Source organism: Streptomyces sp. NPDC007205 (assembly GCF_040634095.1).
In the GTDB taxonomy this organism is placed as follows: domain Bacteria; phylum Actinomycetota; class Actinomycetes; order Streptomycetales; family Streptomycetaceae; genus Streptomyces.
Window position 1 is genome coordinate 1 of record NZ_JBEYEW010000024.1, and the last position, 23,076, is coordinate 23,076.

Genomic DNA, 23,076 nt, shown 5'->3' on the forward strand with positions numbered 1-23,076 from the left:
ACGCCCGGTTACATTCCGAACCCGGAAGCTAAGCCTCACAGCGCCGATGGTACTGCAGGGGGGACCCTGTGGGAGAGTAGGACACCGCCGAACAAATCTTGGGAAAACCCCCGCACCACACGGTGCGGGGGTTTTCTGCATTCAAAGCGTATTCTGACGCATCCCCGGTGTCTGACGCCTCCAAAGGGCGGCGTAGCCGGAGAGGATCAGAGATCAGAGTCGGCCCGCCGCCTTCAGAGCCAGGTACGCGTCCGCGATTGCCGGCGCCACATCTTCCGGCGTCGCCTCCACGACCGTCACTCCATGCCGTCGTAGCTGCTCAGCGGTGCGCTGACGTTCGTTCCGGGCCTGAGCTGCTGCCGCGGCCTCATACACCGCCTCCGCGTTTCCCCGGGCCTCGGCCATCCGCGCGATGTGCGGGTCGGCCACCGAGGCGACCAGAAGAGTGTGCCGTTGAGTGAGCTGTGGGAGCACCGGGAGCAGACCTTGTTCCACCGGGGCCGCGTCAAGCGTCGTGAGCAGCACGATCAGGGAGCGGCGGGGCGCCGTACGCAGAGCCGCCGCGGTGAGCCCGCGGGCGTCGGTCTCGACGAGTTCCGGTTCCAGCGGTGCCATCGCGTTCACCAGGCCCGGCAGTACGTCTCCCGCCGAGCGGCCCTGGACCAGGGCCCGTACACGGCGGTCGTACGCCAGGAGAGCCACGCGGTCGCCGGCTCGGGAGGCCAGCGCCGCGAGGAGGAGTGCGGCGTCCATGGAGGCGTCGAGGCGCGGGGCGTCGCCCACGCGGCCGGCCGAGGTGCGGCCGGTGTCCAGGACGAGCAGGATGTGCCGGTCGCGCTCCGGGCGCCAGGTGCGGACGGCGACGGCGGACTGGCGGGCGGTGGCTCGCCAGTCGATCGAGCGGGTGTCGTCTCCTGGGACGTACTCGCGCAGGCTGTCGAACTCCGTTCCCTCACCGCGTGTCAGCACGCTGGTACGGCCGTCGAGTTCACGCAATCGGGCGAGTTTCGACGGGAGATGCTTTCGGCTGGTGAACGGGGGCAGGACTCGTACCGACCAGGGCAGTTTGTGGGCGCCTTGGCGGGAGAACAGGCCGAGGGGACCGTAGGAGCGGATCGTGACGCGGTCGGCCTGGCGGTCGCCGCGGCGGGTGGGCCGCAGTCTGGTCGTCACGCGCCTGCGTTCTCCCGGGGGGACGGTCAGACGGTGGCGGGAGGCGTCGGCCTCGGTGCCGGGCTGCCAGCTGCTGGGCGGCCAGGCGTCCCGCAGCTGTGCCCGCAGGGGACGGCGGGAGGGGTTGGTGATCGTGAGTGTGACGTCGGCGGTCTCGCCGAGACGGGTGGAGGTGTCGCCAGAACGGGACAGGCCGAGCCGTCGTACGGGGGCGGCAAGCGCGTAGTCGCAGGCGCAGGCGAGGGCCAGCGAGCCATTGACCGCGAGGATTCCCGTCCAGCCGGGTTCGAGGATGCCGACAGGGATCGAGCCGAGGGCCGCGAGGAGGGCGGCGCGTCCGGTGAGGGCCATCAGCGGGGGACCGGGACGTGGGCGAGAATGGCGTTGATGACGGAGTCTGCTGTCACGCCTTCCATCTCCGCCTCGGGGCGCAGCTGGACGCGGTGACGCAGGGTGGGCAGGGCGAGGGCTTTGACGTCGTCGGGGATGACGTAGTCGCGACCCGTCAGCCAGGCCCAGGCGCGCGAGGTGGCCAGGAGAGCGGTGGCACCGCGCGGTGAGACACCGAGGGTGAGGGAGGGCGACTCGCGGGTGGCGCGGCAGATGTCCACGACGTAGGCGGTGATCTCGGGGGACACGGTCGTCTTGGCGACGGCGGCGCGGGCGGCTTCCAGCTCGGCGGGGCCGGCGACGGGGCGTACGCCGGCGGCTCGCAGGTCGCGTGGGTTGAAGCCGGAGGCGTGGCGGGTCAGGATGTCGATCTCGTCCTGCCGGGAGGGCAGAGGGACCGTCAGTTTGAGGAGGAAGCGGTCCAGTTGGGCTTCGGGAAGGGGGTAGGTGCCCTCGTACTCGACCGGGTTCTGTGTCGCGGCGACCAGGAACGGTTCGGGGAGCGGGCGGGGGGTGCCGTCGACTGTGACCTGCCGTTCCTCCATGGCTTCCAGGAGGGAGGACTGCGTCTTGGGCGGGGTGCGGTTGATCTCGTCCGCGAGGAGGAGGTTGGTGAAGACCGGGCCTTCCTGGAAGGAGAACTCGGCGGTGCGGGTGTCGTAGACGAGGGAGCCGGTGACGTCGCTCGGCATCAGGTCCGGTGTGAACTGGACACGCTTGGTGTCGAGTTCGAGGGCGGATGCGAGGGCGCGGACGAGCAACGTTTTGGCGACTCCGGGGACTCCTTCAAGGAGAACGTGTCCGCGGCAGAGGAGGGCGACGACGAGGCCAGTCACGGCGGGGTCCTGGCCGACCACGGCTTTGGCGATCTCGGCGCGCAGGGCTTCCAGGGATGCTCGGGCGGTGCCCGCGTCCCCGGTGGTCCCGGCGTTGTCAGTGGTCGGGTCCATCATGAACGGCGTACCTCTCTTTCGAGGGCGTCGAGTTGGTCGGTCAGTGCGATGAGGGCCGCGTCGTCGCCGGGCGGCGGTCCGAAGAGGAGGGAGTGCAGGGCCTGTCCGTCGCCGGAGAGGTGGGCAGACAGGGCGGGGAGCAGGGCCTCGGGCGTGTGCGCTCGGGTGACAGGGACGCCGACGAGGGGGGCGAGGCGGGTGCGAGTGGTGGAGCGAAGAGCCGAGGCGGCGCGGTCTCGGGCGTTGGCCTTGCGGTAGAGGCGGGCGCGGCCTTCGGCGGTCTCCGAGGCGCGGACCGCGACGGGGAGTTGTTCGGGCACGAGGGGGCCGAAGCGGCGTGCCCGCCAGAAGGCGGCGAGGACCGCTGCGACGAACAGCTGCAGGGTTCCCCAGAGCCAGCCCGAGGGGAGCAGGTCGAGGAAGTCCTTCCGGCCGCCGGTGTCGGTGGCCGAGGCGTCGGAGAGCGAGGGGAGGTACCAGATCAGATGGGGGCGGGAGCCGAGGAGTTGGAGGGCGAGCGAGGCGTTGCCCTGCTTGGCGAGGCGGTCGTTGTAGAGGATGTCGGGCGCGCCGAGCACGACGGTGTCACCGCCCCGGGATTCCTCGGGGACGCGGAGCAGGGTGGCGAGGCGTGCGCTGAAGTAGCAGGAGTCGGCGTCGAGGTGGGTGGTGGTGTAGCGGATCCCGCCGGTGTCGGCGCTGCCCGCGCGCCGGGCTTCGGGCAGGGTGCAGTCGGGGGCGAGTGTCGTGCCGCTGCTGGTCGCGGGGTCCGCGGTCACTCCCGGAACCAGTCGCTGCACGGACGAGCTGCCGGCCGCGACGAGGACGGTGCGTCCGCCGGAGGCCGCGGTGGCCTTGCGCAGCTGGTCCTGTTGACGGGGGGTCAGCAGGTCGGGTACGGCGACCAGAAGGGTGGTGTCGGGTCCGGCGGCGGCGCGTGCCGCACCGAGCGTGGTGACCACGCGCGTGGAGACGCCCCGGTCGGAGAGGAGCTGGGCGACGGCGCGGCTGCCGTAGGGGTCGGCGGAGCGCGGGTCCAGTTCGCCGTGCTGGGCGGTGGAGCGCACGGCCGCCATGGCGACGGCCCCGGCCAGGATCAGCACGATGGCGAGCGCGATGCCTCGTGTACGCGTCCACACCTGTCGGACGGTGGGCGCGGTGGAGGTCGTCGGCAGCGTGGCCTCGGCGGTCACTCGGCGGCCCCCTGGTGGGTGCTGTGGGCTGTGTCGGCGGTGCTGTGGGCGAGGGCGGGCCTGGTGCGTTCCAGGTCATGGTCGAGTTCGGCGATGCGGTGGTACGACTGTTCACTCGCCGTGCGTCCGCCGTATGTCACGTCGTCGAACTCGTGGGCCGCAGCGCGCAGCCGGTCCGTGTGTGCGGGCAGGGTACGACCGGCTTCGGCGGCTGCTTCGTCGGCGGTGCGGCCGGGACGGACGTCGAGGAGGGTCCGCTCCTCCAGGGAGCGGACGATGGCCCGCATGCGTTCCTGCACGGCCTGGTTCCAGTGGCCCTGGGCGGCGTGCGCCTCGCTGGCCGCGCGGTGTTCGGCGGCGCTGCGGGGGCGGTCGTCGAACAGGACGGCGGCGGAGCTGGGCTGTCGGCGCGGGGTGCCGAGGCGCCACCACAGGGCGGCCAGGACGGCGACGACGAACAGGACGACGACGATCAGGCCGGCCGTGCCGCCGGGTGTCGCCGAGGCGGCCGAGCTGAACAGCCGGTCGAGCCAGTGCCAGAAGGCGTTCAGCGCGCGCTGGAACAGTCCGGGGTCGTTCTCGTGGTACATCCGCTTGGACAGCTCGCGGCGGGCCGCCTCCCGCGCGGGATCACGCGGGATGGTCACGGGCGGCTCGTCCCCCGAGCCGCCGGCGGCGCGGACGGCCGTGCCCGCAGCCCGCAGCAGGCCTCGTACGACCGTTTCACCGGCGCTGGACGAGGCCGCCGCCGTGAGCACTCCCCCCGTGGGACTCACCGCATCAGCTCCTCGGGACGGGACCGGGGGCGCCGGTGCCGGAGGCCTGGACACCGGCGGCGCGGGCCAGTTCGAGGTCGAGGGCCTCGCGGCGGATGCGCTGGTCGATGTAGAGGAGCACGGTGACGCCCGCACTGATCGGCAGGGTGAGTGCGCTGCCGATCAGGGTGCCGATTCCCTGGATGACCAGGGTCGTCCAGCCGGGGTGTCCGCCACCGGTGCCGAGCAGGTTGTTGATGCCGTCGCCGCTCACGGCGGCCCCGATGACGGTGAAGGGGATGGCGATGAGCGCCTGCACGATCCGGACGATCAGTCCGGTGAGCAGCAGGATGCCGAATGTGCGCCACCAGGAGCCGCGTACCAGCTTCGCGGAGCGGGTCATGGCCTTCACGATGCTCTGCCGTTCCAGCATCAGGGCGGGAGTGGACAGGCAGAAGCGGATCACCAGCCATGTCGTGACGACGGTGGCTCCGAGGAGTCCCAGGACCAGCAGGCCCGCCCCCATGACGTCGTCGCCGCCGACGAGCACGACGAGAATGCCGGGCACCGCCCCGGCGCACATGACTCCGACGACGATCAATCCCAGCAGGAGGATCAGGCCGAACAGCCTGGGGAGTTGCGGGCGGGCGTCGCGCCAGGCCTCGCCGATGCTGACCGGCCTGCCGAGGACGGCGCGGCTGGTGATGGTCGTCAGCAGGGCGGTCGCGATGAGCATGGCGATCGTGGAGATCGCAGCGACGACGCCGGTGCCGGTCATCACGTCGGGCAGGGCACGGAACACGTCGTCGGGGTTGGCGTCGCGGCTGCCCAGTTGCACCTGTGCGAGGGCGTCGTTCAGGACGAAGCCCTGCACGAGGACGAGGGTGGTTGTCGTGAACAGAGCGACTCCGAGCGAGACGCCGAGCACCGTGCGCCAGTAGGTGCGCATGGTGGAGACGGCGCCGTCGAGGATCTCGCCGACGCCGAGCGGGCGCAGCGGGATGACACCGGGCTTGGCGGCGGGCGGGGGACCGCCCCAGCCGCCCCAGGCTCCGTAGCCGCCGGGGGTGCCGTAACCGCCGTAGCCGGCGGGCGGGCCTCCGTAGCCGGCTCCGTGGCTGCCTGGGCCCGGGACCATGGGCGGCCGGGCGCCCCGGCCCGGGCCGGGCGGCGGGGGCGGAGGGGTCTGGTTCGGGCTGGGGGCACCGGTGGGCGCGGACCACTGGCCGGGTGGCGGCTGCTCCTTGGACCACTTCACGCCTGGGCCCTGCGGGTTCGCGTCCGGCTGCGGTGCGGATGGGGTGTCGCCGGGGCGATCAGCAGGCTCGGCGGAACCGGACGCGCCGGGTTCCCGCCCCTCGGACGACGGGGCGGATCCGGGCGAGGCCCAGCCCGGAGTGTCTGTCATCGAAGCTCCTTCTCGGTGCCCGTCCGCGGTCGCTGCGGCAGGTTGGCAGCCATCGTGCCATGGGGCGGTCGCCGGGGGACCGGCCGCGGTAGGCGCTGGATCCCTTCAATTGTCCGCCGGATCCGGGGCAGACTGACCGCATGGCTGATCAGCAGGCGCGAACCGACGGGGACAAGCGGTCGACCGAGATACCTGCGATCCGATGGGAGGAACCACCCGAAGGCCCTGTGCTGGTCCTTCTCGACCAGACGCGGCTGCCGGCCGAGGAGGTCGAGCTGGTGTGCACAGACGCGTCGGCGCTGGTGGAGGCGATCGGTTCGCTCTCCGTGCGCGGTGCGCCGCTGCTGGGGATCGCGGGCGCGTACGGTGTCGCGCTCGCCGCCGCGCGTGGCTTCGACGTGGCCGAGGCGGCACGGGCGCTTGAGGGCGCCCGGCCCACCGCGGTGAACCTGTCCGTCGGCGTGCGCCGGGCCGGGGCCGCGCATCGGGCGGCGCTGGCGAAGACCGGGGACCCCACGGCGGCGGCCGCGGCGGCGCTGGCCGCGGCGCGGGCGCTGCACCGGGAGGACGCCGAGGCCAGCGCCCGGATGGCGGCGCACGGTCTGGCGCTCCTGGACGAGTTGCTGCCCGGCGGCGGGCACCGGGTCCTCACCCACTGCAACAGCGGTTCGCTGGTGTCGGGCGGCGAGGGCACGGCCTTCGCGGTGGCCCTGGCGGCGCACCGCGAGGGGCGGCTGCGGCGACTGTGGGTGGACGAAACGCGTCCGTTGCTGCAAGGTGCTCGCCTGACGGCGTACGAAGCGGCCCGCAGTGGCATGGCGTACACCTTGCTCACCGACAACGCGGCGGGATCCCTGTTCGCGGCGGGCGAGGTGGACGCGGTGCTGATAGGCGCGGACCGGATCGCCGCCGACGGCTCGGTGGCGAACAAGGTGGGGAGCTATCCGCTCGCTGTGCTGGCGCGGTACCACCATGTGCCGTTCATCGTGGTGGCGCCGGTGACGACGGTCGACCCGGACACCCCTGACGGTGCGTCCATCGAGGTCGAGCAGCGACCCGGATTCGAAGTGACTGAGGTCACAGCACCCCAGGTGCCGGTGACAGGAGCAGGAGGCGGGATTCCGGTGGCACCCCTCGGGACCCAGGCGTACAACCCGGCGTTCGACGTGACGCCGCCCGAGCTGGTGACGGCCATCGTCACCGAGGAGGGAGCCGTTTCACCCGTGACCGCCGAGGCTCTTGCGGAGCTGTGTGCCAGGTCACGCCAGGTAACGATTAGCTAATGGGATGATGTCGTTTATGAAGGGACGAGTCCTTGTCGTCGACGACGACACCGCACTGGCCGAGATGCTCGGGATCGTGCTGCGTGGTGAAGGTTTTGAGCCGTCTTTCGTAGCCGACGGCGACAAGGCGCTGGCTGCTTTCCGGGAGACCAAGCCCGATCTGGTGCTGCTGGACCTGATGCTGCCCGGCCGGGACGGCATCGAGGTGTGCCGGCTGATCCGGGCGGAGTCCGGGGTGCCGATCGTGATGCTCACGGCGAAGAGCGACACCGTCGACGTGGTCGTGGGCCTGGAGTCGGGCGCCGACGACTACATCGTCAAGCCGTTCAAGCCGAAGGAGCTGGTCGCCCGGATCCGGGCGCGGCTGCGGCGTTCGGAGGAGCCGGCGCCGGAGCAGCTGACCATAGGTGACCTGGTCATCGACGTGGCCGGGCACTCGGTGAAGCGGGACGGGCAGTCGATCGCGCTGACCCCGCTGGAGTTCGACCTGCTGGTCGCGCTCGCCCGCAAGCCGTGGCAGGTGTTCACGCGTGAGGTGCTGCTCGAGCAGGTGTGGGGCTACCGGCATGCTGCCGACACACGGCTCGTCAACGTGCACGTCCAGCGGCTGCGTTCCAAGGTCGAGAAGGACCCGGAGCGGCCGGAGATCGTGGTGACCGTCCGTGGTGTCGGTTACAAGGCCGGGCCGAGCTGACATGTCCGGGGACAGCGCCGCTTCGGCTCCCGGCCGGTCCGGGGCCCGTCCGGGGCGGCCTGTCGGCCGGTCGGCGGGTGCGCGGCTCAGAAGCCTCTTCGAGGGCGGGTTGCTCGAGGGCGGGGTCCAGCGCAGCCCGGTCATCAGGCTGTTCCTGCGCTGGGTGCGCCGTCCGCTGCTGCCGGTGATGCGGCTGTGGCGGCGCAACATCCAGCTGCGGGTCGTCGCCACGACGCTGGTGATGTCGCTGGGCGTGGTCCTGCTGCTCGGCTTCGTCGTGATCGGGCAGGTGCGCAACGGCCTGCTGGACGCGAAGGTGAAGGCCTCGCAGAGCCAGGCCACGGGCGGCTTCGCGGTGGCCAAGCAGAGAGCCGACGAGGCGGCCAGTGGCGCCGCTACCGGTGCCGGCGCCGGTGCGGCCGCCGGGACCGGCACCGCCGACGGCACGGCGACCGTGGACGGCCGGCAGTCCCAGAACGTCATCCAGTGGATGAGCGACCTCGTGGAGTCGCTGTCCAGCGGCGGCGCGGGCGCCTTCGACGTCGTCACGCTGCCGGTCGGCGACGACAGCGGCGGCGGGCGCAGCCCGCGCGGTTCCGGGAACGTCAACCCGACCTCCAGCGTGCCCGCCGACCTGCGCGAGAGGGTCAACGGCAATATGACGGCCGCCCAGAGCTACACCCGGATCGTGTACTCCAACGGCAAGGAGTCGCAGCCGGCGCTGGTCATCGGCAAGCAGGTCAACGACCCCAATGGGCGGCCGTACGAGCTGTACTACCTCTTCCCGCTCACGCAGGAGGAGAAGTCGCTGAGCCTGGTCAAGGGCACGCTCGCGACCGCCGGGCTGTTCGTCGTCGTGCTGCTGGGCGCCATCGCCTGGCTGGTGGTGCGGCAGGTCGTCACGCCGGTGCGGATGGCGGCCGGGATCGCGGAGCGGCTGTCCGCCGGGCGGCTGCAGGAGCGGATGAAGGTCACCGGCGAGGACGACATCGCGCGTCTGGGTGAGGCCTTCAACAAGATGGCGCAGAACCTCCAGGTGAAGATCCAGCAGCTGGAGGATCTGTCGCGGATGCAGCGCCGGTTCGTGTCGGACGTCTCGCACGAGTTGCGGACCCCGCTGACGACCGTCCGTATGGCCGCCGACGTCATCCATGAGGCGCGCGAGGACTTCGACCCGGTGACCGCGCGGTCGGCCGAGCTGCTCGCCGACCAGCTGGACCGGTTCGAGTCGCTGCTCGCGGACCTGCTGGAGATCAGCCGCTTCGACGCGGGGGCGGCGGCGCTGGAGGCCGAGCCGATAGATCTCCGGGACGTCGTCCGGCGTGTGGTCAGCGGTGCCGAGCCGCTCGCCGAGCGCAAGGGCACGCACATACGCGTGGTCGGTGATCAGCAGCCCGTCGTCGCCGAGGCCGACGCCCGTCGGGTGGAGCGCGTGCTGCGCAACCTCGTCGTCAACGCCGTGGAGCACGGCGAGGGCAGGGACGTCGTCGTCAAGCTGGCCGCGGCCGGTGGCGCGGTCGCCGTCGCGGTGCGCGACTACGGTGTGGGGCTCAAGCCGGGTGAGGCGACGCGTGTCTTCAGCCGCTTCTGGCGGGCGGATCCGGCACGCGCGCGTACCACCGGCGGTACGGGCCTCGGGCTGTCGATCGCCCTGGAGGACGCGCGGTTGCACGGCGGCTGGCTGCAGGCCTGGGGCGAGCCGGGCGGCGGTTCCCAGTTCCGGCTGACGCTGCCCCGGACCGCGGACGAACCGCTGCGGGGCTCGCCGATACCGCTGGAGCCCAAGGACTCGCGTCGCAACCGCGGCCTCGACGAGGCGGGGCTGCCCGGGGGAGGCGAGGAGAAGCGGGCGACCGTCCCGGTGCAGCAGGGTGGCGCCCAGGCGCCCGCGCTGCCGCCGCGCGCCCCGACCGCGCCGCGGCCGGTCGCCGCCGACCCGGCCGCGCTGCCCGGCAACGGCAACGGCACGCGCGTGGTGCCCCGGCCCGCCGGCGGCACGCAGCCCGCGGACGGCAGGTCCGCCACACCTCCGGCACCCGACACGGGCGCGGTCCGGCCGGATGCGGCCCAAGCGGAGGATTCGACCGAGCCAGGGGAGGCATTTCGTGGGCGCTGACCGCACGGGGGGCGCCCGGCCGAGACCGGGGCGCGCGGTGGCGTACGCCGCCTTGGGGGCCGTACTGCTGGCTGGGTGCGCCTCGATGCCCGACAGCGGTGACCTGCGCAACGTGGAATCCACACCGCGGCAGGACACACGGGTACGGGTGTTCGCCATGCCGCCGGCCGAGGGCGCCGGGCCCGCCGAGATCATGCAGGGCTTCCTGGAGGCGCTGACCAGCGACGACCCGGACTACGACACGGCCCGCAAGTATCTGTCGTCCGACGCGGCGCGCCGCTGGCGGCCGGAGCAGTCGACGACGGTCCTCGCGGGCGGCCCGAGCATCGAGCCGGACTGCCGGGCGGGCGGCGGCACGGAGCCGGCCAGCAGCGTCACCTGTGTGCTGGCGGGCAGCCGGGTCGCGACCGTGGACGCGCAGCTGGCGTACGAGCCGGCCGGCGGCGCCTACCGCAAGAAGGTCCATCTGACGCGGAATCCCAAGGACGGCCAGTGGCGGATCGACGGGCTGCCCGACGGTGTCGTCATGGGCAAGTCGGACTTCCAGCGCAACTACGCGTCCGTCGACAAGTACTACTTCGCCTCCGACACCGCGGTCGGGGCGACGGGGCAGCCTGTGGCGGTCGCCGACCCGGTGTTCGTGCGCGGCAAGGTGGACCCGATGACGCAGATGGTCCGCTCGCTGATCGGCGGCCCCTCCCGCTGGCTCGGGCCGGTCGTCAGGTCCAGCTTCCCGACCGGTACGGCCCTGCAGAAGGACGTGTCGGGGCTGGCGCCGGACGACCAGAACAAGCTGACGGTGCCGCTGAACCTCAAGGTGTCCCAGGTCGCGGCGCGTCAGTGCACCGAGATGGCGACACAGGTGCTGTTCACGCTGCGGAACCTGGCGCCGACGCTGGAGTCCGTGGAGCTGCAGGGCGTCGGCGGGCACCGGCTGTGCGATCTGAGCGAGGAGCGCGCCGAGACCGTCGCGTGGCGCGGGTCGGCCAAGAGCCCCGAGAACCTGTACTTCCTCGACGGCAAGCACCGGCTGGTGCGGATACCGACGGGAAGCACGAGCACCAGCGCCTTTCCGGTGCCGGGGCCGCTGGGCGAGGGCGGCAAGGCGCTTGATTCGGTGGCGGTCTCGCGGGACGAGCACACCGCGGCCGGCGTCGGCGACCAGGGCAGGTCGCTGTACGTGACGTCGCTGGCGTCGGGCGGTTCGCTCGGGGACGCGCTGGTGACCAGCCAGGGTCCGGCCCCGGCCGACCGGCTGACGACACCGAGCTGGGACGCCCGGGGCGACCTGTGGGTGGCCGACCGTGACCCGCACCGTCGCCGGCTGTACGTCATGGAGCAGGGCGTCGCCAAGCCGCGGGAGGTCGCGGTCCCGGACCTGTCCGGCCAGATCCTGGATGCGCGGGTCGCCGCCGACGGGGTGCGGATCGCGCTCGTCGTGAAGACGGGCGACAAGCGGTCCCTGCTCATCGGCCGGGTCCAGCGCGACGACGGGACCGGGAAGGGTACGTCGGTCGTCGGACTGCGGTCGGCCGCACCCGACTTGGAGCAGGTCAGCGCCCTGTCATGGGCCGGGGACAGCAGGCTGCTCGTCGTCGGCCGGGAGCAGGGCGGCGTGCTGCAGATGCGGTACGTCCAGGTCGACGGCTCCACGCTCGACGGTCCGGCGCCGGGGGCGCTCACCGGCGTGAAGTCGATCGCCGCGTCCGAGGACGAGCGGGTGCCGCTGGTGGCCTACTCGGAGGACGACGGGATCGTACGGCTGCCGTCCGGGGCGCAGTGGCAGAAGGTGGACAAGGACGGGTCGGCACCGGTCTATCCGGGCTGAGCATCGCACTGCGCACCGCCCGTACCCCCGTGTGGGTGACGGGCGGTGCGCGGTTTTCCGGGTTGTCCACAGGCGGTTGTCCACAGGGGTGGCCGGGCGGCTTCGGCCTTGGCACAGTGGTGGACATGCGGGGGTGGTGGCGAGACCTCACCGACCTGGTGCTGCCGGCCGAGTGCGCGGGCTGCGGGGCACCTCGTACGGTGCTCTGTCCGCGCTGCCGGGCCGCGCTGTGCGGTCGCGTGCCGCGGCGGGTGCGGCCGGCGCCGGAGCCGGCCGGGCTGCCGGTGGTGCATGCGGCGGCTCCGTACGCGCAGGAGGTGCGCACGCTTCTCCTGGCCCACAAGGAACGGGGCGCGCTGGCCCTCACGGGAGAGCTGGGCGCCGCTCTGGCGGGGGCTGTGCGGGCGGGGCTCGGCGGGTGTGGTGCCGATGCGGGCGCCGGAAGGTGCGGGACCGTGCTGCTCGTCCCCGTGCCCTCCGCCCGGTGGGCCGTTCGGGCGCGTGGACATGATCCGGTGCGGCGGATGGCGCTCGCGGCGGCCGGGGAACTGCGGCGCACCGGCACCCCGGCCAGGGTGGCCGCCGTGCTGCGCCAGCGGCGGCCGGTCGCGGACCAGGCCGGCCTCGACGCACGTCGGCGCCTTGCGAATCTCGCGGGTGCGCTGGAGGTGACGGCGGGCGGCGGCCGGCTGCTCGGGGCGGGGCGCGTCGTGCTCGTCGACGACCTGATCACGACGGGCGCCAGCCTCGCGGAGGCGGCACGGGCCCTTCGGGACGTGGCAGAGGAGCGAAGTCGGGTGAGAACGGCCGTGTACGGGGCCGTAACTCGGGAAGGAAGGGATGAACAACGGTTCGGAGCACGGACGGAGCGCGAGAAGTGGGTGCACGGTGCACCCGAAAAGGCGTCGCCGAACGCCCTCGGGCATGCGCTCCGCGCGGCCGTGATCGCCGCTCCGCGGGATTCTTTCGAAATAAACAGGAACTGATCGCCGACTTGCATCGTTGCAGGCAGTGAGAGGGGAAATTCACCTCAACGGAGGTACGCCGGAGTAGAGGGTGACGACATCCGTCCGGGCGAGATATGTTCGGTTGTGAGGAAAGGCGCAGGCCACACCTCTCATATCGAATGCCGTGCCACGGGTTTTCCGCAATCACCCGTGCCGGTGGGGTGGAGATCTCGCCCATGGGGGAGGAGGAGGTGGAAGTCACCGAGTCCGAGGTCCGGTGCTCACCGGGCCTGGTGCGAAAGGGAGATGCTCCGCCGACCGGGCGGAGCGATCCGGGAACGGAGTTCTGCGTGGACATCGTCGTCAAAGGCCGCAAGACCGAGGTGCCCGAGCGGTTCCGCAAGCACGTGGCCGAGAAGCTGAAGCTGGAGAAGATCCAGAGGCTCGATGCCAAGGTGATCAGCCTCGACGTCGAGGTGTCCAAGGAGCCGAACCCCCGACAGGCAGACCGTTGCGATCGAGTGGAGATCACGCTCCGCTCCCGCGGTCCGGTGATCCGGGCGGAGGCAGCGGCCAGCGATCCGTACGCGGCACTCGACCTGGCGGCGGAGAAGCTGGACGCCCGGCTGCGCAAGCAGCACGACAAGCGTTTCTCCCGCCGGGGCGCACGCCGGATCTCGGCGGCCGAGGTTGCCGACCACGTCCCGGGCGCGGCGACGCTGAACGGCAACGGACTTGCCGTCCAGGAGGAAGAGGCGGAGGGAGTGCCGACGAAGAAGATCGGCTCGCTGGAGGTCAAGGGTGACGGCCCCCTCGTCGTCCGCGAGAAGACCCACGTCGCCTCCCCGATGAGCCTCGACCAGGCCCTCTACGAGATGGAGCTGGTCGGCCACGACTTCTACTTGTTCGTCGACGCGGAGACGAAGGAACCGAGCGTCGTCTACCGGCGGCACGCCTACGACTACGGCGTGATCCACCTCAGCACGGACCCGATGGTCGCCGAGGCGCAGGCCCCCGCGGCAGGCGGCACGCTGGGCGGCTGACATCCGGCCCACGTCGGTCCGGTGCCCCTGGAAGCGCGTGTGCGCCCCCAGGGGCACCGGTGTGCGACCACTTCACGCCCCGCACGTCACCTCTGTGCCGCCCGGGCATGAAATCATGGCCGGACCGGCCCAACCGGTGGGCCGCTGCCTTGGGTTGGCGATGGCACAGGACCACGGGCCACAGCCTCAGGGGGAGGAACGATGGCGGACACCTTCGGACCGATGCGGGACGAGGACGGCGAGGAGGGTGCCATCGGCATGCGGCCGGACGCGGGCGCCGTGCGCGCGGAGCCGATCAGAGTCCTGGTCGTGGACGATCATGCCCTCTTCCGGCGCGGCCTGGAGATCGTGCTCGCGGCCGAGGAGGACATCCAGGTCGTCGGCGAGGCCGGCGACGGCGCCGAGGCCGTGGACAAGGCCGCCGACCTGCTGCCCGACATCGTGCTGATGGACGTCCGCATGCCCAGGCGCGGCGGGATCGAGGCCTGCACCTCCATCAAGGAGGTCGCCCCCAGCGCGAAGATCATCATGCTGACGATCAGCGACGAGGAGGCCGACCTCTACGACGCGATCAAGGCGGGCGCGACCGGATACCTGCTGAAGGAGATCTCCACGGACGAGGTGGCGACCGCCATTCGCGCGGTGGCCGACGGGCAGTCGCAGATCAGCCCGTCCATGGCGTCCAAGCTCCTGACCGAGTTCAAGTCGATGATCCAGCGCACCGACGAACGCCGGCTGGTGCCCGCGCCGCGGCTGACCGACCGGGAGCTGGAGGTCCTCAAGCTCGTCGCCACCGGGATGAACAACCGGGACATCGCCAAGGAGCTGTTCATCTCGGAGAACACCGTGAAGAACCACGTCCGCAACATCCTGGAGAAGCTCCAGCTGCACTCCAGGATGGAAGCCGTGGTCTATGCGATGCGGGAGAAGATCCTCGAGATCCGCTAAAGATGTCGGCGGGCTAGGCCAGGATGCGGGCGAGTTCCCGCGTCAGGGGTTCGCGCAGACCGGTTGCGTCCACCCGCTCCACCCGGACATCCGTGCAGTTCACCCAGGTCGCCGCCTCGATCAGGGCCTGGGCGACCGCCGGAACCGCCTCCGGGCCGTCCAGGGTGACCTGCTTGGCCACCAGCGTGCGGCCCTCGCGGGCCGGGTCGACCCGGCCGACCAGCCGGCCGCCCGCGAGCACCGGCATCGCGAAATAGCCGTAGACCCGCTTCGGCCGGGGCACGTAGGCCTCCAGGCGGTGGGTGAAGCCGAAGATGCGCTCCGTGCGCGCCCGCTCCCAGATCAGCGAGTCGAACGGCGACAGCAGCGTGGTCCGGTGACGCCCGCGCGGCGCCGTGGCCAGGGCCGCCGGGTCCGCCCAGGCCGGCTTCCCCCAGCCCTCGACCTCGACCGGCACCAGTCCCGAGTCGGCGATGACCGCGTCGACCTGTTCGCCCTTGAGGCGGTGGTAGTCGGCGATGTCCGCGCGCGTGCCGACGCCGAGAGACTCGCCGGCCAGCCGGACCAGGCGGCGCAGACACTCGCCGTCGTCCAGCTCGTCGTGCAGCAGCACGTCCGGGACGGCGCGCTCGGCGAGGTCGTACACCCGCTTCCAGCCGCGCCGCTCGACGCACACCACCTCGCCGTACATCAGCGCGCGCTCCACGGCGACCTTGGTGCCGGACCAGTCCCACCACTCGTTCGTCTTCTTCGCGCCGCCCAGCTCCGTGGAGGTCAGCGGGCCCTCCGCGCGCAGTTGCTTGATGACCTGGTCGTAGGCGCCCTCGGGCAGCTCGTGGTTCCAGTGCGGGCGGTCCCGGTAGGCGCGGCGGCGGAAGGCGAAGTGCGGCCACTCCTCGATGGGCAGCATGCACGCCGCGTGCGACCAGTACTCGAAGGCGTGCGGGCGCGCCGGCGACACGCCCGTGGACGCGCCCTTCCAGTAGGCGGCCTCGACCGCCGTGCGGCCGACCGCGCCGAGCCGGGCGTAGGGCACGAGTTCATGGGAGCGGGCGAGCACCGAGATCGTGTCGAGCTGGACCGCGCCGAGGTGGCGCAGCACCCCGCGGACTCCCGCCCGCCGGTCGGGCGCGCCGAGGAAGCCCTGGGCCCGCAGGGCGATACGGCGGGCGTCGTCCGCGGTGAGGGTGGTGGTCGGGCGCGGCAGGGTCGTCATGCCCCGGACGATAGAGGGTGCCACTGACAGTCCCAGGTGACCTGCGGTTTCACTGGACGCGGGCGGGCAGGTACGGCGCCGTGGACGGCAGGCCCAGGTCCGAGGGGAGCAGGGAACCGACCCAGCAGTCCCGGCGCACCCCCTTGTTGTTGACCGCGGAGCGCAGGGTGCCCTCGACGGTGAAACCCGCGCGTTCGGCCACCGCGCGGGACGCGTGGTTGCCGACCTCGGCACGCCACTCGACCCGGTCGACGCCGACCTCGGTGAAGATCCACCGGCAGGTGGTGAGCGTGGCCTCGGTGACGTACCCCTGGCCGCGATGCTCCTTGGCCGCCCAGAAACCGATCTCCGCCATGCCGAGCGAGCGCATGGTGAGACTGAGCATGCCGACGAGCTGCCCGCCGGTGAGGAAGACGCCGAAGGTGAACATCGAACCATCTGCCCAGCCGTCGGGGACCAGCTGCTCGGTGAAGCCGCTCGCGTGCTCGGGCAGATACGGCGACGGCACGGTGGTCCAGCGCTGGATGCCGGGGTCCTGCGCGGCGTCGTACACCGCCCGGGTGTCGTGCGGGCCTACCGTGCGCAGGACCAGGCGGTCCGTGGTGAGTGTGACGGGTTCCATCGGCCGATTGTGCTCGGCGGCCCGCGGTCGGGCCATCGGTTTTCGCCATGCGTGAGCACGCGATCACAGATCGCGCAATTCCTCGCGCCGATGCGGCACTATCGCCGTGGCCCGTCCGTTGTCCTGGGTGGAGCAGCCGTCGGGCCGCCAGGCCTCCCGGCCCGGCCGGGTCCTCGCATACGATGGCCGTTGCTCAGTACGTCCAATGGAAACCGACCGTCCCAGGCCCGACCGGCAAGGAGACAAACCCCCGTGTCCGTCCTCTCGAAGATCATGCGTGCAGGCGAAGGCAAGATCCTGCGCAAGCTGCACCGCATCGCGGACCAGGTCAACTCCATCGAAGAGGACTTCCTCGACCTCTCCGACGCCGAGCTGCGAGCCCTCACCGAGGAGTACAAGCAGCGCTACGCCGATGGTGAGAGCCTGGACGACCTGCTCCCCGAGGCGTTCGCCACCGTCCGCGAGGCCGCCAAGCGCGTCCTCGGCCAGCGGCATTACGACGTGCAGATGATGGGTGGCGCCGCCCTGCACCTCGGCTATGTCGCCGAGATGAAGACCGGTGAGGGCAAGACCCTCGTCGGCACACTGCCCGCGTATCTGAACGCCCTGTCCGGAGACGGCGTCCACATCGTCACGGTCAACGACTACCTGGCCGAGCGCGACTCGGAGATGATGGGCCGCGTCCACAAGTTCCTGGGCCTGGACGTCGGCTGCATCCTCGCCAACATGACTCCGGCCCAGCGCCGCGAGCAGTACGCGTGCGACATCACCTACGGCACGAACAACGAGTTCGGCTTCGACTACCTGCGCGACAACATGGCGTGGTCGAAGGACGAGCTGGTGCAGCGCGGCCACAACTTCGCGATCGTCGACGAGGTCGACTCCATCCTGGTCGACGAGGCCCGTACGCCGCTGATCATCTCCGGCCCGGCCGACCAGGCCACCAAGTGGTACGGCGACTTCGCCAAGCTGGTCATGCGCCTGAAGAAGGGCGAGGCGGGCAACCCCCTCAAGGGCCTCGAGGAGACCGGCGACTACGACGTCGACGAGAAGAAGCGCACGGTCGCCATCCACGAGTCCGGTGTCTCCAAGGTCGAGGACTGGCTGGGCATCGACAACCTCTACGAGTCGGTGAACACCCCGCTCGTGGGCTACCTGAACAACGCCATCAAGGCCAAGGAACTCTTCAAGCGCGACAAGGACTACGTCGTCATCGACGGCGAGGTCATGATCGTCGACGAGCACACCGGCCGTATCCTCGCCGGCCGCCGCTACAACGAGGGCATGCACCAGGCGATCGAGGCGAAGGAAGGGGTGGACATCAAGGACGAGAACCAGACGCTCGCCACGATCACCCTGCAGAACTTCTTCCGCCTCTACAGCAAGCTCTCCGGCATGACCGGTACGGCGATGACCGAGGCCGCCGAGTTCCACCAGATCTACAAGCTCGGCGTGGTCCCGATCCCGACCAACAGGCCGATGGTCCGCAAGGACCAGTCGGACCTGATCTACCGCACCGAGGTCGCCAAGTTCGAGGCGGTCGTCGACGACATCGCGGAGAAGCACGAGAAGGGCCAGCCGATCCTCGTCGGCACGACGTCCGTCGAGAAGTCGGAGTACCTCTCGCAGCAGCTCTCCAAGCGCGGCATCCAGCACGAGGTGCTCAACGCCAAGCAGCACGAGCGCGAGGCGTCGATCGTCGCCCAGGCCGGCCGCAAGGGTGCGGTGACCGTGGCCACCAACATGGCCGGCCGTGGTACGGACATCAAGCTCGGCGGCAACCCCGAGGACCTCGCCGAGGCCGAGCTGCGCCAGCGCGGCCTCGACCCCGAGGAGCACATCGAGGAGTGGGCGCACGCCCTGCCCGCCGCCCTGGAGAAGGCCGAACAGGCCGTCAAGGCGGAGAAGGAGGAGGTCGAGGAGCTCGGCGGCCTCTACGTGCTGGGCACCGAGCGGCACGAGTCGCGGCGCATCGACAACCAGCTGCGCGGTCGTTCCGGCCGTCAGGGCGACCCCGGCGAGTCCCGCTTCTACCTCTCGCTCGGCGACGACCTGATGCGCCTGTTCAAGGCCCAGATGGTGGAGCGCGTGATGGCCATGGCCAACGTGCCGGACGACGTGCCGATCGAGAACAAGATGGTCACGCGCGCGATCGCGTCCGCGCAGTCGCAGGTCGAGCAGCAGAACTTCGAGACCCGTAAGAACGTTCTGAAGTACGACGAGGTGCTCAACCGGCAGCGCGAGGTCATCTACGGTGAGCGCCGGCGCGTGCTGGAGGGCGAGGATCTGCACGAGCAGGTCCAGCACTTCATGGACGACACGATCGACGCGTACGTCGCCGCGGAGACCGCCGAGGGCTTCCCGGAGGACTGGGACCTGGACCGGCTGTGGGGTGCCTTCCGGCAGCTGTACCCGGTGAAGGTCACCGTCGAGGAGCTGGAGGGGGCCGCCGGCGACCGGGCGGGTCTCACCGCGGAGTTCATCTCCGAGTCCATCAAGGAGGACATCCACGAGCAGTACGAGGCCCGGGAGGCCCAGCTCGGCTCCGAGATCATGCGTGAGCTGGAGCGCCGGGTCGTGCTGTCGGTCCTCGACCGCAAGTGGCGTGAGCACCTCTACGAGATGGACTACCTCCAGGAGGGCATCGGCCTGCGCGCGATGGCGCAGAAGGACCCGCTGGTCGAGTACCAGCGCGAGGGCTTCGACATGTTCACCGCGATGATGGACGGCATCAAGGAGGAGTCCGTCGGCTATCTGTTCAACCTGGAGGTGCAGGTCGAGCAGCAGGTCGAGGAGATCCCGGTCGAGGAGGCGGAGCCGGTCGGCGAGGGTGTCCACGACACGGTTCCGGCGCAGGCCGGGGCGCGTCCGGAGATCCGCGCGAAGGGGCTGGACGTTCCGCAGCGGCGGGATCTGCACTTCTCGGCGCCGACCGTGGATGGTGAGGGCGGCATCGTGGAGCGCGACCTCGAGGACGAGGAGCCGGTGCGGTCCGAGTCGGACGGGCTGACGCGGGCTGAGCGGCGGCGGCAGGCCAAGAGCGGGCGGCGCCGCAAGAAGTAGCGGCTCGCCTGCGGCGCTTTGACCGTTTCGAAGGGCCGGGTTCCTTTTGGGGCCCGGCCCTTCTGCGTTGCCGGCTCCAGGTGCGTTCTGCTGCAGGTGTGGTGGTTGTCAGTGGTGGGGCCCGGTTTCTACCGCTGTGCAGCGCCAGCGGAGGTCCTGGCCGAGTTCCAGACGGAAGGCCAGGGCGCGGAGTCGGTCGCCGGCGGCGATGCGGGCGAAGACCTCGAGGGCACCGTCGCGGGGGACGTAGTAGCCGATGTCGTGGACGCGGGGCAGGGAGCCCCGCGTGCGCAGGGGGCTGCGTTCGGCGAGGCGGACCAGGTCGTCGTAGGCGCGGCCCGCGGTGTGGCGGAGCATCCAGTGGACGGGCCGCTGACCGCTCAGGACGGCCAGCAGGCGGTCGGCGAAGAGGTCCGTGGGGCGGGGCTGCCCTACGGCCGTCCGGGGCGTTGTACGGGCCGTTTCCGGCGCGGCGGGCAGACGGGTAAGGGATGGCTCCTGGCTCGTGGCCGGGCGGGTACGGGTCGGCTCCTGGCTCCTGGCCGGGTGGGGGTGGGTCGGTTGCGGGGTGGTGGTCGGCTGGTGGGCCGTCGGGCGGTGGGGCGGGATCCTGGGCGGGGCGCCTGCGGGACGGCGGGTGTCGTGGCGGGTGGGCGGGCGGTGGCGGGGGCGGGGCTGGGAGGTGCGGTTCGTCGCCTTGTTCGTGGTGCGGCTCATGACCTTGTTCATGAAGTCCCCGTTCGGCGGGCCCGGTTGATACCGGGCGGTAACTCGCTGGTGTGGACCTTGTACGGCGCCCGGGAGCGGGGTGGCAAGGACGGCGGGGAGAGCTCGGGAGGGGCGGAGAGGTTCACCTATCCGAGGGACGCGGGATGGGGCGATCGCCGGGATGCGGCGGGTGCTCCGGGTGAATTCGCGGCCCGGAGTCGACGGCTTCCGGGGCGCGGGCACAGACCCGAAAGGGGACGGGCGCACGTATCCTGAAGGCCCTCCGGGAGACGCGGCAGCCGGCCTTCCCGGGGCCCAGCGGAGCCTTTGAGCAGGAAAGAGCGGCCAGCATGCGCGTCTACGTCCCCCTGACCCTCCCCGGTCTCGCCGAGGCGCACAAAACGGGTGAGCTGGGGAGCGGCCCCTTCGTCGCGTACGCGGTGACGCCCGCGTTGCGCGAGTGGTACCTCTCCGAGGACATCGAGGAGCTGGAGTACGCGGCGCTCAGCCGGGCCGCGCTGGCCTCGCTGCGGCTGCTCGCCGCGGACCCGGGTGCGGTACGGCGCCGGCTGGTGGTCGCCGTGGACGTGGCCGACGGCGTCGCGAGCGTCGACCCCGACCGTGGGCTCGACCCGACCGCTCTGGGCCAGGTGACCGTGACGGCGACCGTGCCGCTCGCCAAGGCGGCCGCGGTGCATGTCGACGCCGATGACGCGGAGCAGGCCGTGGCCGCGGCGGCGCAGGCGCTGGAGGCGGCCGACGGCGGGGACGACGACGCGCAGTTCGTCGTGGACGGAGCGGACGATCACGAGCTGCTGTGGTACGCCACGCAGGAGATCCCCAACCTGATCGAACGGGCCTGACCTGGTCGTATCCGCTCGCAGCGGTCGTTGTCAGTGGCGGCGGGTACGGTCTTTGGCATGGGGATGCAGGTAAGCGCGCACATCGTCTGGGACTGGAACGGCACGCTGTTCCACGACAATGACGCGATCATCGGGGCGACCAACGCGGCCTTCGCCGAGCTGGGGCTCGCGCCGATCACGCTGGAGCAGTACCGGTCGCTGTACTGCGTGCCGGTGCCGAAGTTCTACGAGCGGCTGATCGGCCGGCTGCCGACCGATGCCGAGTGGGAGCTGATGGACGGGGTCTTCCACCGGCACTACGCCGAGCACCGGGTGCGGTGCGGTCTGACCGAGGGGGCGGCGGACCTGCTCGCGGGGTGGCGGTCGGCGGGGAACAGCCAGTCGCTGCTGAGCATGTATGTGCACGAGGAGCTGGTGCCACTCGTGCGGGGATTCGGCATAGAGCCGCATTTCCTGCGGGTCGACGGGCGTACGGGGCCGTCCGGGGGCAGCAAGGCCGAGCACATGGTGCGGCATCTGGAGGCGCTGAGCGGGGCGGTGGAGCCCGCGCGGACCGTGGTGATCGGGGACGCGGCGGATGACGCGGTCGCGGCGGTGCGTGCCGGGGCACGGGCCGTGCTGTACACCGGGGGGTCGCACAGCCGGGCCAGTCTGGAGGAGGCGGGGGTACCGGTGGTGGACACGTTGGCCGAGGCGGTGGAGGAAGCGGAGCGAATAGCGGCGTAGCCGCGGGTGCCGGGTTCTTGGTGACCGGTGACCGGTGCTGGTGTTGGTGCCCTGTGCTGTGGCTGGGTGGCGTGGGTTCGGCGGCGGTGCCACGAAGCCGACGGCTACTGCAGCGCCTCGAAGGGGTGCGGGCCGTGTGTCTGATATGCGGCTCCGCCGCGTGGACGCGGCCGGCCACGAAGGACCCGCTGCCCGCCGCCCGGCGACGCACCGCAAGCTCAACGGCGAGACCCGCCCCCGCCCCCTTCCTTGCCCCCGCCGCCCCGCTCAGCTCACCGGTGCCTTCGAGCGCAGCACCCTGAGGAACTCCCGCATCCAGGCCGGGTGGTCCGGCCAGGCTCGGGAGGAGACCAGGGTGCCGTCGACCACGGCCTCGGTGTCCTGGAAGCCCGCTCCGGCTGCCTGCATGTCCGGCTCGAGCGCGGGGTAGGCCGTGACCCGGCGGCCCCGCAGGCTGTCGATCGCGGCGGTGAGCAGCGGGCCGTGGCAGATCTGGGCGACCGGCTTGTCGGAGTCGAAGAACGCCTTGAGGATCTTGCGGAGTTCGGGATCGTTGCGCAGGTACTCGGGGGCCCGGCCGCCGGGGATGACGACGGCCGCGTACTCGCCGGGATCCACGTCGGAGAAGGCCAGGTCGGCAGGCCAGGTGTAGCCGGGCTTCTCGGTGTAGGTGTCGTAGCCGGGTTCGAAGTCGTGGACGACGAAGCGGAGCGTCTTGCGGGAGGGGGCCGCGATATGGACGTCGTAGCCTTCCTCGCGCAGGCGCTGGTACGGGTAGAGGACCTCCAGGGACTCCGCCGCGTCGCCGGTGACGATCAGGATCTTCGCGGGCATGTCGGCTCCTCCGGGTACTCCGGTGTTCCGGTACTCCTGGGCGGGACGCACTGTCCCTGGGCAAGGTGCCAACATCGGGCGTGCTTGCCAAGGGGGCCGTCACGGTTTCGGCGACGGCCTCGGAGCCCTACCGGATGTCGGGGTGCCCTGTTCTCAGGGTGCGGTCGGGGCTTCCCCCGCGCGACCGGACGCGGCCGGGGCGGCTGCCCGCCCCTGCGGCCCGGGCCCCCGGTGACCCCAGGGGACGCACCCGACCGGATACGTCACCGCCTCCCGTTCGACCGCTGTGCAGAACGTCAAACTTCACCCCTCG

Annotated in this window: 19 protein-coding genes and 1 rRNA gene; 11 read left to right on the forward strand and 9 right to left on the reverse strand. The window is 71.4% G+C overall.

What is annotated here, in order from left to right:
• A 5S ribosomal RNA gene (gene rrf, locus ABZ624_RS30245) occupies positions 1-93 on the forward strand; the annotation flags it as partial.
• A gap of 120 nt (positions 94-213) precedes the next feature.
• Here rrf and ABZ624_RS30250 read toward each other — a convergent pair.
• The 5 genes from ABZ624_RS30250 to ABZ624_RS30270 all read right to left on the reverse strand — a co-directional run bounded on the left by ABZ624_RS30250 (position 214) and on the right by ABZ624_RS30270 (position 5,872).
• The gene (locus ABZ624_RS30250; RefSeq protein WP_360095858.1) at positions 214-1,524 is read right to left on the reverse strand and encodes a DUF58 domain-containing protein; all 1,311 of its coding nucleotides are present in this window, start codon (positions 1,522-1,524) and stop codon (positions 214-216) included.
• On the reverse strand, positions 1,524-2,513 hold the full coding sequence (locus ABZ624_RS30255; protein ID WP_360096061.1) for a MoxR family ATPase: 990 nt from the start codon (positions 2,511-2,513) through the stop codon (positions 1,524-1,526). Before ABZ624_RS30255 ends, ABZ624_RS30250 begins: the two co-directional genes overlap by 1 nt.
• On the reverse strand, positions 2,513-3,709 hold the full coding sequence (locus ABZ624_RS30260) for a DUF4350 domain-containing protein (RefSeq protein WP_360095861.1): 1,197 nt from the start codon (positions 3,707-3,709) through the stop codon (positions 2,513-2,515). The genes ABZ624_RS30255 and ABZ624_RS30260 overlap by 1 nt, the downstream gene beginning before the upstream one ends.
• Positions 3,706-4,416 carry a DUF4129 domain-containing protein gene (locus ABZ624_RS30265; protein WP_360096064.1) on the reverse strand — a complete coding sequence of 237 codons (711 nt, stop codon included), beginning with the start codon at positions 4,414-4,416 and terminating at the stop codon, positions 3,706-3,708. The genes ABZ624_RS30260 and ABZ624_RS30265 overlap by 4 nt, the downstream gene beginning before the upstream one ends.
• Positions 4,417-4,489: 73 nt before the next feature.
• On the reverse strand, positions 4,490-5,872 hold the full coding sequence (locus ABZ624_RS30270; protein WP_360095864.1) for a glycerophosphoryl diester phosphodiesterase membrane domain-containing protein: 1,383 nt from the start codon (positions 5,870-5,872) through the stop codon (positions 4,490-4,492).
• A gap of 140 nt (positions 5,873-6,012) precedes the next feature.
• Here ABZ624_RS30270 and mtnA point away from each other — a divergent pair, with 140 nt between their 5' ends.
• From mtnA to ABZ624_RS30305, 7 genes are all read left to right on the forward strand, one after another.
• Complete coding sequence (mtnA, locus tag ABZ624_RS30275; RefSeq protein WP_360095867.1) at positions 6,013-7,155, forward strand: S-methyl-5-thioribose-1-phosphate isomerase; 1,143 nt, start codon at positions 6,013-6,015, stop codon at positions 7,153-7,155.
• Between the two features lie 4 nt (positions 7,156-7,159).
• Positions 7,160-7,849, forward strand: a complete 690-nt coding sequence (gene mtrA, locus ABZ624_RS30280; protein WP_191870552.1) for a two-component system response regulator MtrA — start codon at positions 7,160-7,162, stop codon at positions 7,847-7,849.
• A gap of 1 nt (position 7,850) precedes the next feature.
• Entirely contained in the window at positions 7,851-9,965 is a 2,115-nt protein-coding gene (gene mtrB, locus ABZ624_RS30285; protein WP_360095870.1) for an MtrAB system histidine kinase MtrB, read from the forward strand.
• Positions 9,955-11,793, forward strand: coding sequence for an LpqB family beta-propeller domain-containing protein (locus tag ABZ624_RS30290; RefSeq protein WP_360095873.1), 1,839 nt, complete (start codon positions 9,955-9,957; stop codon positions 11,791-11,793). The genes mtrB and ABZ624_RS30290 overlap by 11 nt, the downstream gene beginning before the upstream one ends.
• Positions 11,794-11,918: 125 nt before the next feature.
• Positions 11,919-12,779: a ComF family protein gene (locus tag ABZ624_RS30295; protein ID WP_360095876.1), complete on the forward strand. Its 861-nt coding sequence runs from the start codon at positions 11,919-11,921 to the stop codon at positions 12,777-12,779.
• A 311-nt stretch (positions 12,780-13,090) separates the two neighbouring features.
• On the forward strand, positions 13,091-13,783 hold the full coding sequence (gene raiA / locus ABZ624_RS30300; protein ID WP_360095879.1) for a ribosome-associated translation inhibitor RaiA: 693 nt from the start codon (positions 13,091-13,093) through the stop codon (positions 13,781-13,783).
• Positions 13,784-13,984: 201 nt separating this feature from the next.
• Entirely contained in the window at positions 13,985-14,731 is a 747-nt protein-coding gene (locus ABZ624_RS30305; RefSeq protein ID WP_360095882.1) for a response regulator transcription factor, read from the forward strand.
• Positions 14,732-14,744: 13 nt separating this feature from the next.
• Here ABZ624_RS30305 and ABZ624_RS30310 read toward each other — a convergent pair whose 3' ends face one another.
• Together ABZ624_RS30310 and ABZ624_RS30315 are read right to left on the reverse strand one after the other, a co-directional pair.
• Positions 14,745-15,947 (reverse strand): crosslink repair DNA glycosylase YcaQ family protein, encoded by a 1,203-nt coding sequence (locus tag ABZ624_RS30310; RefSeq protein WP_360095885.1) that lies wholly within the window; start codon positions 15,945-15,947, stop codon positions 14,745-14,747.
• Between the two features lie 49 nt (positions 15,948-15,996).
• Positions 15,997-16,569 (reverse strand): GNAT family protein, encoded by a 573-nt coding sequence (locus ABZ624_RS30315; protein WP_360095888.1) that lies wholly within the window; start codon positions 16,567-16,569, stop codon positions 15,997-15,999.
• A 252-nt stretch (positions 16,570-16,821) separates the two neighbouring features.
• Between ABZ624_RS30315 and secA the strand changes: the two genes are divergently transcribed.
• Positions 16,822-19,632 (forward strand): preprotein translocase subunit SecA, encoded by a 2,811-nt coding sequence (gene secA / locus ABZ624_RS30320; RefSeq protein WP_360095891.1) that lies wholly within the window; start codon positions 16,822-16,824, stop codon positions 19,630-19,632.
• Positions 19,633-19,740: 108 nt separating this feature from the next.
• Here secA and ABZ624_RS30325 read toward each other — a convergent pair whose 3' ends face one another.
• A complete protein-coding gene (locus ABZ624_RS30325) occupies positions 19,741-20,349 on the reverse strand; it encodes an Rv3235 family protein (protein ID WP_360095894.1) in 609 nt (202 codons plus the stop codon).
• Positions 20,350-20,690: 341 nt separating this feature from the next.
• On the opposite strand from ABZ624_RS30325, the gene ABZ624_RS30330 reads away from it, so the two are divergent.
• A complete protein-coding gene (locus ABZ624_RS30330) occupies positions 20,691-21,203 on the forward strand; it encodes a hypothetical protein (protein ID WP_360095897.1) in 513 nt (170 codons plus the stop codon).
• A 57-nt stretch (positions 21,204-21,260) separates the two neighbouring features.
• The gene (locus tag ABZ624_RS30335) at positions 21,261-21,929 is read left to right on the forward strand and encodes an HAD family hydrolase (RefSeq protein ID WP_360095900.1); all 669 of its coding nucleotides are present in this window, start codon (positions 21,261-21,263) and stop codon (positions 21,927-21,929) included.
• A 267-nt stretch (positions 21,930-22,196) separates the two neighbouring features.
• On the opposite strand, the gene ABZ624_RS30340 is transcribed toward ABZ624_RS30335, so the two are convergent.
• On the reverse strand, positions 22,197-22,763 hold the full coding sequence (locus ABZ624_RS30340) for a DJ-1/PfpI family protein (protein WP_360095903.1): 567 nt from the start codon (positions 22,761-22,763) through the stop codon (positions 22,197-22,199).
• Positions 22,764-23,076 lie beyond the last annotated feature (313 nt).

Coding starts and splice junctions, on each gene's coding strand:
- ABZ624_RS30335 (WP_360095900.1), top strand. CDS start 21,261: ATGGGGATGCAGGTAAGCGCGCACATCGTCTGGGACTGGAACGGCACG.
- ABZ624_RS30255 (WP_360096061.1), bottom strand. CDS start 2,513: ATGGACCCGACCACTGACAACGCCGGGACCACCGGGGACGCGGGCACC.
- ABZ624_RS30305 (WP_360095882.1), top strand. CDS start 13,985: ATGGCGGACACCTTCGGACCGATGCGGGACGAGGACGGCGAGGAGGGT.
- mtnA (WP_360095867.1), top strand. CDS start 6,013: ATGGCTGATCAGCAGGCGCGAACCGACGGGGACAAGCGGTCGACCGAG.
- ABZ624_RS30315 (WP_360095888.1), bottom strand. CDS start 16,569: ATGGAACCCGTCACACTCACCACGGACCGCCTGGTCCTGCGCACGGTA.
- mtrA (WP_191870552.1), top strand. CDS start 7,160: ATGATGTCGTTTATGAAGGGACGAGTCCTTGTCGTCGACGACGACACC.
- ABZ624_RS30330 (WP_360095897.1), top strand. CDS start 20,691: ATGCGCGTCTACGTCCCCCTGACCCTCCCCGGTCTCGCCGAGGCGCAC.
- ABZ624_RS30310 (WP_360095885.1), bottom strand. CDS start 15,947: ATGACGACCCTGCCGCGCCCGACCACCACCCTCACCGCGGACGACGCC.
- ABZ624_RS30325 (WP_360095894.1), bottom strand. CDS start 20,349: ATGAGCCGCACCACGAACAAGGCGACGAACCGCACCTCCCAGCCCCGC.
- ABZ624_RS30250 (WP_360095858.1), bottom strand. CDS start 1,524: ATGGCCCTCACCGGACGCGCCGCCCTCCTCGCGGCCCTCGGCTCGATC.
- ABZ624_RS30270 (WP_360095864.1), bottom strand. CDS start 5,872: ATGACAGACACTCCGGGCTGGGCCTCGCCCGGATCCGCCCCGTCGTCC.
- mtrB (WP_360095870.1), top strand. CDS start 7,851: ATGTCCGGGGACAGCGCCGCTTCGGCTCCCGGCCGGTCCGGGGCCCGT.
- ABZ624_RS30295 (WP_360095876.1), top strand. CDS start 11,919: ATGCGGGGGTGGTGGCGAGACCTCACCGACCTGGTGCTGCCGGCCGAG.
- ABZ624_RS30340 (WP_360095903.1), bottom strand. CDS start 22,763: ATGCCCGCGAAGATCCTGATCGTCACCGGCGACGCGGCGGAGTCCCTG.